Below are 14,161 nucleotides of genomic sequence, written 5' to 3' on the forward strand. Positions count from 1 at the left end.
CGAGGTGGAGGAAACTTGGGGCTCAGGTCAACACCTCTCCACACCAAGCAAACGCGGGAGGCTTGGCCTTTGAGGCGAGGGTGAATGAACACACCCTGACCTTGTAGCCGGTGTTGGTCTTGTTGCGGGACGAAGTGCCATAGGCGCGTTCGCCGAACTTGCTGCCGTTCAGATCGAAGTCATCGAGCACGAGGCAGGGGCGCCGTTTGGGTGGTTCTGCCGGACCGTCGGCATTCATGTTTACCGCAAAACTTTCGCCTCTCATTCTCAGTTCACCATAAACGTGTCGATGATTTGGCGTAACTCCTCGCCCGAGCGACCCAGGGCATCCTGATGCGATAGCGTCCCGACAAGATTGTCGATACCGTCACTCTGTGCTGTGCGTACAACGTCATACCCACAGGTGAGGCCCTCCTGCTGATTTCCCGTTTCTGACACGTCCTTCGCGGCCGTGGTAGGGCTTTTGAACCGGTCCTCTAGGCTAGGGCTGCACATGATACCATTCAAGCCAATATGGAGCACGGAGGTCTTTCATTGGGCATCTGTGAAAACTGGAATGCCATGGAGCTGAAGCTTTTGGAAAAATTTGCGTTGGGGACCTGATTTCTGCCAACGCGATTCAAACCCTCCGCCACGACAGTATCGAAGGCGTTGTGATGGGCCGCCTCCTTTTGAGGTTGATATGAGGGGCCTGGCTGGGATGCACCGCTATTGCTCCAGTTTAGATAGGTCTCTCTAACCCGCCAATCTTTTCGGCTGCCAGGCGCGGGTATAGGCGTTGTTGACCATCAATGGGGGAGCCATGGAGGTCTGTCGGATTACGCGCGCAGATAGTTGCCTGCATACGGAACCTTAACGGGATTGAGGTGCGTTAAGAGGTTGGAAAGCAAAAACGAGGCGGGGTCGCTCGCAAAACGTGACTGATTCTCGCCTCAATCAGGGGGAGGGGCGCGCGAAAACACAGAAACCTTACCAAAGTATTATGCCTTGATGCGCTTTTTTGTGTCTTAACGGTGCTAATAAAATCTATTTTTTACAGATATTTGCTTGAAAGGTTAACGAAAGTGTTAATGTCGGGTGGCCTTTTGGGCTGTTTTAGCACCACTCTGGGCATCAATAACCTGGGGGTTAAGGAATTGTTAACCGCGTCACATTCTGTCCATCATCTCGTCCATCAAGCGCAAAATTGCGCCCCATTCCAGCCGCACCACTGAACAACGATGTAGGTGTGGGAAATTGGAGTGGAACATGAAACATCTTAGCGCTGCGGCACTTGCAGCAGCCGCTTTGACAGTCGGTATGCCAGACGACGCAGAGGCGGCTGATCCGCAGCGTAGCGTAAGGTCGTTACCTGGATGGGAGGCGGTAGGACGTCTGAATATCCTGGGGCGCAATATGTGTACGGGCTCTTTGATTGCGCCAAATCTGGTTCTGACTGCTGCGCATTGCCTGTTTGACCCCAGATCCGGGCGTGCGGTTGATCCGACAAAAATTGTTTTTGAGGCTGGCCTCATGGGCAAACGCTCTAAGGCGTCCCGCAGCGTCGACAAGGCGGTTGTACACCCAAGGTATAAGCATCGCAAAGCCGGGGATACGCTGATGGGCAGTGATATTGCCGTGCTGCGTTTGGAAAACCCGATCAGCTCGACCAAGATCCGTCCACTGGTGATGTCATGGGAGGCGGGCCTCGGCGATGCGGTAGGGGTTCTGTCCTATAACCATACCCATGCCACCAGACCGAGACTGGAGCGCAGTTGCCAGGTGCTGGCCAAGAAGAGCACGACATTGGTGATGTCCTGCCGGGTTGATTTCGGCGCGTCTGGTGCTCCGGTTCTGATGGTTAGTCCGGGCCATGACCCCAAACTGGTCTCTGTGATTTCTGCCAAGGGGGCGATGGGGAGCAAAGCGGTGTCGATCGGGACCGCGCTGGATTCCTCTTTGTGGAGACTGATGCTGCAGGCCGGCTAAATTGACCTGCCGTTTCAGCGATGTTGCCAAGGCATCCTGCTGCCCTAGGGTTCCCGGAACGCCTCTTTAGATTTGTACAGCGGCTTTAGAATGTAGTTCAGGACAGTTTTTGATCCGGTTTGCAATTCTGCGGTGGCGCGCATGCCCGGGCGGATTTCGATGTTTTTCTGCCGCTCTGTCAAATGCGACCGGTCCACCCGCACCGTGACGCGGTAATAGGGCTCGACGCGGGGATTGCGCTCATCCTCAAAGGTGTCGGCGGAAACAAAGTCCACTTCGCCCTGTAGTGCCCCGTAAATGGTGTAGTCATAGGCCGAAAGCTTGATCGTCGCACTCTGGCCGGTCTGCACACTGGCGATATCTTTGGGATTGACCCGGGCCTCAACAAAAAGCTCTTCGCCCATGGGAATGATTCAAAGATCTCTTCGCCCGGACGCACAACACCGCCAATGGTGGTCACACCCAGACTGTTGACGATGCCGGACATCGGTGAGGTGATCACCGTCCGGTTCAGCTGATCCAGCGCCAGACGCTGGTCTTGCCGCAGCGAGGCCAGCTCACGCAGGGCCTCAGAATATTCTTCTGCCAGTTTCAGCTCGTTCTGGGTGCCGATTTCATTGAATTTGGCCTGCGCATCGGTGGCCGATTTCTGCGAGCGGTTCACTTCGATCAGCGCGACGATGTTCTGCTTATACAGCCGTTCCATATTCGCCAGCTCGTCGTTGAGCTGATCAAGGATCTTGCGCGCACTTGACTGCCGGCTGTGGAAATCGCTTTGCCGCGCGTTGAGCAGGGCGCGCTCAGAGGCCAGGATCTCGGCGGACCGGGTCGCCAGCTCATTTGGAACGGCAAACTCATAGGCGCCGTCCATTTCGGCCTCGAGCCGGAACTGTTTGATTTCCAGCGTGTCGATCTGGTCCAGCAGCTCATCCGCAATGGTGCGGAATTTGGTATCCTGCAGCTTGGCCAGCACCTGTCCGGCCTTTACCTCATCGCCCTGGCGCACCAGAAGTTCGGCCATGATGCCGCCTTCAAGGTTCTGTACAATCTGCGCCCGTGAGGATGAGACAACCTCACCTTCGCCGCGCACGATTTCATCCACCGAGGCAAAGGCGGCCCAGGTGACAAAGATCACCAGCGCGGCGCCCACCAGATAGACGATGCGGCTGGCGCCCCGGGCGCTTTCGGCAAGATCATAGTGCTCGGCTGAGCTCATTTGCCCTCTCCTGCTGCGAGGTGGGCCAGAACCTTGTCACGGGGGCCATCCACAACCATGCGCCCGTCCTGCAGGATCAGCGTCCGGTTGGTCAGGGCCAGGATTGGCATGCGATGGGTGGCAATGATCGCGGTGCGGCCCTGCAGCCATGTTTCCAGGCGGCTCACCAGAGTGCGTTCCAGAGTTTGGTCCAGCGCCGCCGTCGGCTCATCCAGCAGCACGACAGAGGGGTTCTGCAGCCACAGACGCGCCCAGCCGATAGACTGGCGCTGACCGATTGACAGGCCGCCACCGCCATCGCCGATGTCCAGATCCAGCCCTTTGTGGTGGCCGCGCACATAGGCGCCAAGCCCGGAGAAGTCTAAAGCGGCCATCAGGCGGGCGTCGTCGCGCTCAAGCTGGTTGAGGTTGAGGTTGTCGCGCAGCGAGCCGGCAAACAGCCGAACGTCCTGGCTGAGATAGCCGATATTGCGCCGCAGATCGCGCGGGTCGATCTGGCCCATGTCGGTGCCGTCGATCATGATGCGGCCGGAATCGGGCGAATAGAGCCCCGAGAGCAGCTTGATCAGGGTGGATTTACCAGAGCCGTTGACGCCCAAAATGGCCACCCGCTGGCCCGGTGTGATGGCGACGGCCTGAACATCCAGCGTGGGGGCCGCGTCTTCGTCGTAGCGAAACACAACGTCGCGCAGCTCAAAGCGGCCCTGAAGGTGCTCACGGCGCAGATAGCTGCGTTCGGCCTCCATCTCCTGTGGCGCCGTGGCGATGGCCTCCAGCCCTTCGAGAGCGCCTTTGACGTTGCTCCAGCGCGCCATGGTGGCGGCAAACTGGGTGAGGGGGGCGAGGGTGCGGCTGGTCAGGATGCCGGTGGCGATGATTGTCCCCACGGTGAACTCGCCGGCAAAGACCAAAAGGGTGCCCAGAACGACCGCGATGATATAGGTGCCCTGCTGGATCCCCTGCGACCAGAAGGTCAGCGCGCTGGCCAGGCGGCGCTGCTCGGTCGAGGAATGCGACGACAGCACGTTCAGCTCATCCCAGTTCCGCATCACCCGGTCTTCGCCACGCTGGGTCTTGACGGTATCAAGCTCGGTGATCACCTCATGCAGCAGGCGACCGGCCTTGGCGTTGGCCCCCTGGGTCTGGCGGGTCAGGGCGATCATCTTGCGCTGCATAAAATAGGCCGGCAGCAGCATCAGGATGCCGCCAGCCACGATCACCCACACAACGGGACCAGCAATAGAGGCAACCAGCAGCAGGAACACGGCGATAAAGGGAATATCGGCCAGGGTGGAGATGGTCGAAGAGGTAAAGAACTCCCGCACGGCGCCAAAATCCCGCATCGCGGCAAACAGCCCCGAGGGTGGCAGGGGTTTTTTGTCCGACCGCATGCCGATCAGGCGGCGCATCAGGTTGTGCTGTACCGACAGCTCGATCTGGCGCCCTGCGGCATCTGTCAGCCGGGCGCGGGCCACTTTCAGCAGGGCTTCGAGCATGATCGCAAGGAACGCGCCAATGCCAAGCACCCAGAGCGTAGCGTGTGACTGGTGGGGCACCACCCGGTCATAGACCTGCAACGAGAACAGCGCCACCGAGACCGCGAGAATATTGGCCACCAGTGAGCCCAGCATGATTTCGCCAACCTGACGGCGGTATTTGGGGAATTCGCCCCAGAACCAGTGATCGCTGTCCAGCTGAGGTGTATGGCGCGCTGCCATCTGTTTTAATGAGGGGCGCGCTGTGAGCAATACACCGGTGTAAAACGGGGTGAACTCGGCCAGCGGGACCTGGGCGCGGTTGTCCGGGCAGGTGGTCAAAAATGCTCAGCTCATCAAGGTCCTGCCCCAGAACCAGTACACATTGGCCGCCCTTCATCATGGCCAGCGCAGGCCAGTCGCTCTGGCTGAGTTCCTGACGGTTCTGCAGTTTGACCAGCAAACCGGGGAGCTCAGCGCCTGTGCGAGGCTTTCGGCGGAAGAGCCCCCTGAATTGGTGCTCCACATATAGGTGGCGATATCGCTGGCATGGGCCTCGGTGCCTTTCAGCGAGGCCAGCGTGGCAATCAGGGTCGCACGGTGCTGAATGCGGGCCGAGGCCCCTTCGATCAGAGTGCCAACTTCGCGCTGCTCGCCATTGGAAGGATTTGTGGAAGGATCTGTGGGAAGATCGGTGGCAACATTGGTGCTCTGACGTGCAGGGGGGGCTTTGGAGCCAGTTGCACTGGGGACTGAACTGGGAGGAGAGCTGGCAGAATTGGTGGCTTTGAGCACAAGACCTGATGCGGCGTTACCGCGTGCCACTTCCGGAGCGCGGTCTTCAGGACTCTGGCCAGAAACGCCAGAAACAATGGGCGGCGGGCTTGGCGGCACGGCCCGCAGCCGGGCTGGGCCGCCTGTGGGCGATGGACTGCCTGCTGCGGGTATAGAGCCGTTTTGGCTCTCGGGCCTTTTGCCGGAAACCGGTCCTCTGGGCGGGCGTGTCGTTGTATCGGTCAAATCTTGTCCCCATCCGCCAGCAGGCCCATGTCCCGTGCCAGCTTCAGCTGGATCAGGACAACTTCGTATTTCGCATCAATATGGTCCTGCTCGCGCTGTACAGGTCTTCGTAGATTTTGACGACATCCATCACCGGACGCTGACCGGCCTCAAACTGCGCTTTGAAAAGTTTGTAGGTTTCACGACTGGCCCGCGCCAGTGAGGCGGCCTCAACGGTTTGACGCTGAAAAGAGGCCAGGCGCTGGATCTGTCGCGAGTAGCTGCGCCGCGCATCCTCTTCGGCCTCGCCGACCTGACGGCGGGCGGCCTCTTCCGAGGCTTCGATGGCTTTCAGCGCGGCTGGCGTGCCAAGGCCAAGGGGCTCCGCCATATCAAGGGTGAGCCCGGCGCCGGAGCCATCAGAGGTCAGATTGCCTGCTGCGGCAATCTGCGGGAGCAGCCCGGCGCGCCCGACTTTTGCCTGGGCCACGCTGCGATGGGCCAGAGACTGCGATTTCAGCACCGAAAGATACTGCCCGTTTGAAGGCGGCGTGCCGAGATCCAGTTTGCCTGGTTTTTGCGAAAAGCTTTGCGCTGTCATGGCGGTCAGTTCGGCGCGCGCGGTTGTGGCGGCGTCCTGTGCGGTGGTGCGGGCCTTGCGCATACCGCTGATCTTGCTGTTGACCACATTGAGATCAGACCGGTCAGACAGGCCGCCTTCGACCCGGCCGGAAACAACGCGGTGGAATTCCTGCATCTGCTGCAAGGCACGGCTGCTATAGGCGGCTTTTTCATCGCCACGCAGCCCGGCCACATAGAGCCCCACGGCGTTCTCAACCCGCTCATTCATATCAACCGACAGGTTGACGGCGGCCACTTCGACATCGGCAGCAGCAAAGGCGCGTTCGGCTTTGCGGCGGCCATTGTCAAAGAGAACCTGCTGGATCAGCATGCCCGCCACCAACTCGCCAAGATCAGTCAGACTGACCGAGGGGCCAATGGTGGGCAGCCAGTTTTTGGATTCTGCCTCGGCCCGCAGTTTGGCGCTGGTCAGCTCTGCTTCAGAGGCGCGCGCAGAGGCGGCGACCGCAGCTTCTGCGACCTGGTCATAGATGGTATCCTTGGGCAGCATTGAGCGGCGCTCTAGCAGGGTGGAAATCACATCAGAGCTGGTTTCGCCTTCAGTCTGCTCAAAATTGCCGCCGCGCCGGGAGACCTCGGTCTCCTGGTCCGCCTTGCCACCCAGCAAAGGCAGGCCGTCTGCACAGCCAGACAGGCTGCACAAGAGTGCCAATGCGCCAATGGGTCGTGCCAGTTGCATGCTGCCTTCACCTTTTTCATATAGACCTGAGTTTGACACCGGCGGGGGAGGCTAACAGTGCCCGCGCCGGTTCCATGGATCAGATGATGGGGACGCCTATGTCTTGATCGATGACCAGTGTCGTGCCGTCGTCGCCAACGGTGTAGACGTTATAGGCTTCGCCGCCGACGTTGCGGGTGCCCGCAAGCGTCGCATCCGTAACAGTACTGCGTCATCACTGTCACCACTATGAATGGTGAGCGTGTTGGAGTTCTCGGAAAGGGCGTTGATCGTGGCCTCGTCCAGTTGCAGATGCACATTGGCCGTGCTGGCCAGATCCAACTCGTCGATATTGAAACCGCCCAGAGCCGCATGGTTCAGGGTGCTGGCAGTGGTTGCGTTGTCTTCCAGAACCACCAGAGTGCTGGAGGTGTTGTTGAGGCTGTCAAAATCGGTGATCACCAGATCAGTTCCGTCCGGCACCGGAGCGTCCAGGAAGGCCCAGGTCGAACCACCAACGTCTGATTGTGTGGCTGACAGGGTCGGTGCAGTGCCGTCTCCCTCAAGAGAGGAGACGGTGAAGGTGCTGCCAGTCCCTTCGATGGAAAGGGCGGTCACATCATCAGTGCTGACATCGTGGGTGATCTGATCAATCACCGGCGCGTCAAAGACGGTATCGACTTCGAAGGTTTCTGTCAGAGTGGCGCTGTTGCCCACGGCATCGGTAGCAACGATTGTCGCCTCGACTTCGTATTCACCAGAGGGCAGGTCCGAGGCGTCATAGGCGACGCTCCAGTTGCCGGCCGCATCGACCGTCGCGGTTGCTGCAACATTGTTGATTGTAACAACCACCGTAGAGCCCGGCTCGACCGTTCCCTCCAGCGTAAAGCCGGCGTCCAGCTCATCCTGGTTTACAATGTCGTTGCTGGTCTGGTCGGCCTCAACAGTGAAAGGATCAACTACGGTGTCAATCGCTAGGCTGTGGTCGGTCATCGCGGTGTTGCCAGCAGCGTCGGTGGCATGGACTTCGACGTCAACGTTTGTGGTGCCAGTGGGGATATCAGCCGCAGGAATGTCAACGCTCCAGGTGCCGTTTGCCGCGACTGTTGCAGTATGCGGGCCAGATGCGCCAAAATTGACGGTCACGTCGGAGCCGGGCTCAACTGTGCCGGTCAGGGTGACGCCATCGAGGCGCTCGGCGGCGTTGATGATGTCATCGCCCTCGATGCTGCCTTTGTCGTCCAGGGTCAGCGGATTGACTTCGGTATCCAGCCCGACAGTGCCTGTGGCCGTTGTAGTATTGCCGAGCGTGTCGGTAATCGAGGCTGTGATGTCCAGAGTATCGGTGCCCTGAGGGATGTCAGCGCTGGCAAATGTGGTGCTCCAGTTGCCATTGGAATCTGCGACCACCTGGGTGCTTGCTGTACCCAGAGTGTCATTGCCCAGGGTCACGGTCACTGTCATGCCCGGCGTCGCCGTACCATTGATATCGACGCCATCGGCGCTTTCTACGGCGTTGATTACATTGTCGATTTCGATTGGATCAGGCGAGATCGTGACGGTCCCGGCGACGGTATCAACCTCCATACTGGTGGAGGTGCTGTCCGTATTACCGGCCGGATCGGTAGAGGTCACATTGACCGTTGTTGTGTATTCACCGCCAGCGATGGATCCGGCGCCAAAGGTGGCTTCCCAGGTGCCGTTGTCACTCGCGATCACAGTGCGGCTGGCACCGCCAGCAATTTCCACCACAACGGTGGCACCGGCTTCGGCATTCCCCGTGAGGGTCACGCCTGCATCGGCTTCGCCGGAGGCAATGATATTGTCAGCGCCGGCAAAGCCACTGTCGATGGTGACTGTGGTCTCGGTGTCGACAAGAATGTCGTGGCTGCTGATGGTTGTGTTGCCCACCAGATCTGTCGAGGTGACCTCAAAGCTGCTGTCGTAGGTGCCGGAGGCGATTTCGCCTGCGCTATAGTCCACCGACCAGCTGCCATCGTCAGCCACGGTTGTTGTTCTTGTAACGCCCTGGAACACAACAGAGATCGAGGCTCCGGCTTCGCCGGTCCCGCTCAGGGTGACGCCATCCGATGCCTCGGCGGCATTGACCATGTCATCGCCTTCAACAGTATCGAAGTTCACGATGGCGACGGTGTCGACAACCAGGACCTCGCTGTAGGTGGCGCTGTTGTCAAAGTCATCCGTTGTGGTGATGGTCACGCCGGTAGAGTATTCTCCGGTTGTGATCTCGCTTGAGGTAAAGGTCACGGACCAGCTGCCATCACTGCCCACGGTTGTGGAATGCGAAGAGCCGTCGATTTCGACCAGAACCGTCGCGCCCACTTCGCCGGTGCCTGTGATGACTGTGCCGCTGGCCTGTTCTGAGCCGCTCACGATATCGCCTGTGGACTCGGTGCCGCTGGTGACTTCAATTTCTGGTGGGGTGGTATCGATGATGACCGTCGGGCCATCCAGATCATGGGTGGTATCGTCGGGATCAATGACGTGCACTGTGGTTTCGTAGTTGCCGTCATCAGGCAGATCGGTCACGGGGAAGGTGACTTCCCAGGTGCCATCGTCGCCAATAATGGTTGTTTGTGTGACACCGCCAAGATCGACCTCAACTTCGGCGCCAGGGGTGCCGGTTCCGGAGATCACCACAGGTGCGGTTGTTGAGCCGCCAATCGGGTAGCTTGCGTCGGGGTCGTTAACCGTTGGAAAGATTACACTGGAGTCAACGCCACCGCCGTCACCGCCGCCGCCGCCACCTACCAGCACAGCGGCACCTGCAACACCGGCTGCAGCTGCACCTGCACCAAGACCACCAAAGAGCGGTGCCGCCACCAGAGGAGCAATCACCGGCTCGATGCGGTCCACATCCAAAAAGACCATGTCGTCATAGGCTGACCACTTGCCGGAAACATCCAGAGGCTCGTAGCTGGCGAAAAGAGCGCCTTCTGCTTTGTTTTCAAGCACCACCTCGACGAACTGGCCATCGTCGCTGAGGAACAGGTTTTTCCCACCTGCAGCGCCCGGGCTGTAATAGTTCTGCAAAACAAGGATTTGGCCATCCGCCAGCACGAGGTGGAGATCAGAGCCACGCCTGACATAGCTGTCAATGTCCGCAGCGCTGAGGTTCAGCGAAATATCCTTGGACTCGGTGACGTTAAGGAGTGAGGGAGAGCCCTCAGAGAAAGTGCTTTGACGCGTGGTCCCCGAAAGATCACGGGTGATAAATCCAACAGTGCTCATGTTTTTGCCGCTCGCTTCTAGACCGCACGACCCCTCTAAATGAAAGGATCGCGAGTGTCCGGTGCCTGTATGTTTCTGCCGAAGGCCGTTCTTTGCGGCCATATTGAGAGCATAATGAGACGAATTTAAATCAAATGTCTAGTCGGCTGTTACATCCGCTCGGGATGAATTGCGGTCTATAGTGGCTTGTTTGCCGCAGGTTTTCTGCCCTTTTATGGGCGCGCGGGATGGGTTCTGGCGGATGGTTAACAATAGGTTAACCAAAGGGGAAACTTTTTAAATAAAATGCGGCTGTGCAGGGCTGTGATGAATGCAAGTGCGAAACCTGCGGTTTCGGGCGCTGCTTTGGGGCATGGCTGCACTTCGCCTGCTGGGGAATAGCGCCTGTGCAGCGGGTCAATGACGTCGGGATGCTGATGGGCCAGGGGGCTTGGGAGGGCTTGGGGGTGCCAGGTCAGGGTGCCAGGTCAGAGTGGCTGTCGGGCAGAGTTTCGGGGTCATGGGCAGGCCACTGACGCCGCGCATAGATCAGGCCTAAAATGGCAATGGCCGTCAGCAGCAGCCCGGACGGCACCATGCCAAGGCGGCTCATGCTCCAGCCCGCCAGCGGGTATGTCAGCAGCCAGCAGCCATGCGACAGGGTGAACTGGGCGGCAAACACGGCGGGGCGATCTTCGGGCCGGGCCGAACGTTTCAGCAAACGACCGACGGGGTGAGGATGGTGGAATAGCCCAGCCCCGACAAAAAACAGGTGATCAGCACGGATGTAAGAGACGCGCCGCCGATCAGCGTTATCGCCGCCAACCCGAGCTGGGCAAGGATGGCAATCCCCGCCCCACAGCTCATGACGCTCCGGTCCGGCATCTGGCTGAGCAGTCTTGGCAGTGCCATGGCGGCAAGCATCGAGCCCGCCCCAAAGCAGGCCAGCGCCAGCGCCACTCTGTTTTCTGCAAGTCCCAACTCGGACCGGATGATCACCACCGTATTGATGATCACAATCGAGCTGATGGCGGCGGCTGTCGCGGAGAGCCCCAAAAGCCCCCGCAGGCGTGGCGTCCTGAGGCAGATGCGGATCCCCAGCGTGGTGCGCTCATACATTCCGCGACTGGCGCCGGGTCTGGAGGAGGGCAGGGCGACCGACACCACCAGAAGGGCCGAGGCGAGAAAGCCCGCGGCAGTGCCAAAGAACAGCGCGTCGGCGGCCACCAGTGTCAGCAAGAGAGCGGCCAGCGCCGGGGACAGCAGGCTTTCGATATCAAAGGCCAGCCGCGACAGTGACAGCGCGTTGGTATAGTCGTCATCATCGCTCAGCACATCTGGGAGGGTGGGCTGAAACGCAGGCGTAAACCCGGCCGATGCGGCCTGCATCACAAAGATCAACACATAGATCTGCCAGATCTCGCTGACAAAGGGCAGGGCACAAGCCACCAGCGCGCGCAGGATATCAAGACTGACCAGCCATTTGCGGCGTGGAAATTGCGAGGCCAGGGCAGCCGCGATAGGGGCCAGTGTCACATAGCTCAGCATCTTTATGGTGAGGGCGACGCCCAACACCATGGAGGCATCCGCTCCGGCCAGATCATAGGCGATCAGCCCCAGCGCCACAGTCGCAAGCCCGGTGCCGGTGATGGCAATGACCTGGGCTGCAAACATATGGCGGAAGGTGCGGTTTTTGAGCACTGAGAGCATGGCCTCAAGATCCCTCACGATGTCTGTGACTGTTCTGATGATCACCCTGCAATTTGTAGCGCTGTTTGCGCGGCTTTGATACGGCAAGCTTGCAGTTGGCACACTTTAGGGGGCGGGAGAGCGCGGGCATTGACTTTGCTGCCGCTCAATTGGATACAATATTCAACGACCGCTGGAGGCGCCCTATGACTCTTTCTTTTGCCGACTATCAACAGCTGGCCAAATCCCTTGCCGTTGACGCGCTGGCACTGGTGCCGGGGCCGAATTTCACCCGCGCTCTGGGACATAGTTTCATGAGCCACGAACGCCCCTTTGTTCTGGTGATCCCGGCCGAGGGGGATCCGGCGGCTATCGTGCCCAATCTTGAGCTCGGCTCCTGGGAGCAGGTCGGATTTTCGGGCGCGGTTTTTGACTGGCGCGATCAGGATGGCTATCAGGCCGCCTTTGCAGCACTTGCTTCGCATATGCCCCTGAGGCGGCTCGCGGTTGAGGGGCAGGTCATGCGGGTCTTTGTGCATCACGCGCTGAAACAGGCGCTCCCTGCGTTGGATATCGTGGATGCCGAAAAAGACATCTCCGGCCTCAGGATGATCAAGACCGGGGGGGATGTGGCTGCCATGCAGGCGGCGATTGATCTGTCCGAGCGGGCGCTGGAACCGGGTGCTGGCGACGGTAGAGATTGGCCAGACTCGAAAAGCAGATCGAAAGCCGCCTCATTCAGGCGCTCTTTGCCGAAGGCGCCGATGATCTCGCCTTTACGCCCATCGTGGCGGCAGGCGACAACTCGGCCCGGCCGCATGCCCATGCCCGCGACGACTATCAGATCCAGTCCGGCGACGCGCTGCTGTTTGATTTTGGCGGTCGCAAAAACGGATTTTGCGCCGATATCACCCGCACCGTCTTTGTGGGCGAGGTGAGCGACGAGGGCCGCGCGGTCTATGAAACCGTGCTGGCGGCCAATATGGCCGGGCTGGCAGTGACCCGCGCCGGGGTCACAGCCCACGAGATTGATGACGTGGTGACCGGGGTGCTTGAGGCCTCGCCTTTTGCCGATCGCATCCGCACCAAGACGGGTCATGGGCTGGGGCGTGACGTGCACGAGGCGCCCTATATCATGCGCGGCAACCCGCAGGTTCTGCCTGCAGGCACCGTCTATACCAACGAGCCGGGGCTGTATCAGCTGGGCAAATTTGGCGTGCGCATCGAGGATGATGTGCTGGTGACCGCTGAGGGCTGCCGCGCCTTGACCCGGTTCCCTAAAGAATTGCTGATTATCTGAAGGCTGAGACGCAGGTCTTTTCCTTTAGATATGTGACACTCCTTTAGATGTGGCAAGCCTGGTATCAGCTGTTGCGTTTGAGCTGCGCCTGTAGTGCGTCTTTGGCGTCGTGAATGTGGTCATAGGTCAGGCGGGCGGCCAGGTCGGCATCGCCTGCTTCGCAGGCCTCAAGGATCTTGAGATGTTCATCGTTGCTGCGCGCGATGCCGCTCATCACCAGCTGCGCCCGGATGTAGCGGTCAATCCGGTCGATTGAGCTCTCGATGACCGAGAGGTGATAGGGCAGCCCGCTGACGCTATAGGGGCTGGCATGGAATTGTCGGTTGAGGACCCCATAGTCCATAGGATTGCGGGCGCAGGCAAAGCGTTCCAGAAAGCCGCGCGCCTCGTTGAGGGTTTCGGGCGAGAGCTTGGGCACCGCCGCCCGGATCACATCTGCTTCCAGCTTGGCGCGAAAGTCAAAGATCTCGCTGGCCTCCTGCATCGAAAGCGTGGCGACAACAGCGCCTTTGTAGCGCTGGGTCTTTACCAATCCCTGTTGTTCCAGCAGGGTCAGGGCTTCGCGCACCGGAAAGCGTGAGGTGTGAAAGGCCTTGGCGATTTCATCCTGCCGCAGCGGCTCGCCATCCTGCAGATCCCCGTCAAGGATTGCCCGGCGCAACGACGCAAAAATGACCTGCGCCGCCGTGGCTGTTTTTGATATGTCAACGGCCTGAAATTTCAAGCGTCCTGTCCCGTCATCAATTTGGTTGCCGGACTATACAGCGCCGGCAGGGCAATGCCAAAGAAAGCCTTTTGCTGGTGACATGACATGTGCACGACGCGGGGGCGACATGAGCACTTTTTTCTGAGCTGCCGAAACCAGATAGCCCTAAGACCAGATAGCCCAAAGATAAGGCGCAACCCCCACTGGCGCTGCGCCTTGTCAAATCTTCTGACCTCGCGGCGGATTTAGTACTCCACGACGGCGCGGATGGATTTGC

At 59.5% G+C, this 14,161-nt stretch carries 6 protein-coding genes and 5 pseudogenes; 3 read left to right on the plus strand and 8 right to left on the minus strand.

Translation table 11 applies throughout. The annotated features are described in order from the left end of the window. Window positions 1-22: 22 nt before the first annotated feature. Window positions 23-238, minus strand: coding sequence for a hypothetical protein (locus B4968_RS07085; protein WP_139792624.1), 216 nt, complete (start codon window positions 236-238; stop codon window positions 23-25). A 29-nt stretch (window positions 239-267) separates the two neighbouring features. Continuing rightward, window positions 268-495 (minus strand): hypothetical protein, encoded by a 228-nt coding sequence (locus tag B4968_RS07090; protein ID WP_139792626.1) that lies wholly within the window; start codon window positions 493-495, stop codon window positions 268-270. Window positions 496-1,248: 753 nt separating this feature from the next. Between B4968_RS07090 and B4968_RS07095 the strand changes: the two genes are divergently transcribed. Further along, window positions 1,249-1,968 (plus strand): trypsin-like serine peptidase, encoded by a 720-nt coding sequence (locus B4968_RS07095; protein WP_083097776.1) that lies wholly within the window; start codon window positions 1,249-1,251, stop codon window positions 1,966-1,968. A 44-nt stretch (window positions 1,969-2,012) separates the two neighbouring features. Here the strand turns inward: B4968_RS07095 and B4968_RS07100 are convergent. The 5 genes and pseudogenes from B4968_RS07100 to B4968_RS07120 form a co-directional block, all read right to left on the minus strand. Next, window positions 2,013-3,184 (minus strand): annotated as a pseudogene (locus B4968_RS07100) (HlyD family type I secretion periplasmic adaptor subunit). Then, window positions 3,181-5,454 (minus strand): annotated as a pseudogene (locus tag B4968_RS07105) (ATP-binding cassette domain-containing protein). The pseudogenes B4968_RS07100 and B4968_RS07105 overlap by 4 nt, the downstream one beginning before the upstream one ends. 221 nt (window positions 5,455-5,675) lie before the next feature. Continuing rightward, window positions 5,676-6,979: pseudogene (locus B4968_RS07110) on the minus strand (TolC family protein). 96 nt (window positions 6,980-7,075) lie between these two features. Continuing rightward, entirely contained in the window at window positions 7,076-10,210 is a 3,135-nt protein-coding gene (locus tag B4968_RS07115; protein WP_241525619.1) for an Ig-like domain-containing protein, read from the minus strand. 377 nt (window positions 10,211-10,587) lie between these two features. Next, a pseudogene (locus B4968_RS07120) lies at window positions 10,588-11,899 on the minus strand (MFS transporter); the annotation flags it as partial. 185 nt (window positions 11,900-12,084) lie between these two features. On the opposite strand from B4968_RS07120, the pseudogene B4968_RS24160 reads away from it, so the two are divergent. Then, window positions 12,085-12,432, plus strand: a pseudogene (locus B4968_RS24160) (aminopeptidase P family N-terminal domain-containing protein); the annotation flags it as partial. A 146-nt stretch (window positions 12,433-12,578) separates the two neighbouring features. After that, window positions 12,579-13,178 carry a M24 family metallopeptidase gene (locus B4968_RS24165; RefSeq protein WP_241525620.1) on the plus strand — a complete coding sequence of 200 codons (600 nt, stop codon included), beginning with the start codon at window positions 12,579-12,581 and terminating at the stop codon, window positions 13,176-13,178. A 64-nt stretch (window positions 13,179-13,242) separates the two neighbouring features. Here B4968_RS24165 and B4968_RS07130 read toward each other — a convergent pair whose 3' ends face one another. Then, window positions 13,243-13,902: a GntR family transcriptional regulator gene (locus B4968_RS07130; RefSeq protein ID WP_083097778.1), complete on the minus strand. Its 660-nt coding sequence runs from the start codon at window positions 13,900-13,902 to the stop codon at window positions 13,243-13,245. Window positions 13,903-14,161: the final 259 nt, after the last annotated feature.

It is taken from the genome of Pseudophaeobacter leonis, from assembly GCF_002087335.1.
Classification (GTDB): Bacteria; Pseudomonadota; Alphaproteobacteria; order Rhodobacterales; family Rhodobacteraceae; genus Pseudophaeobacter; species Pseudophaeobacter leonis.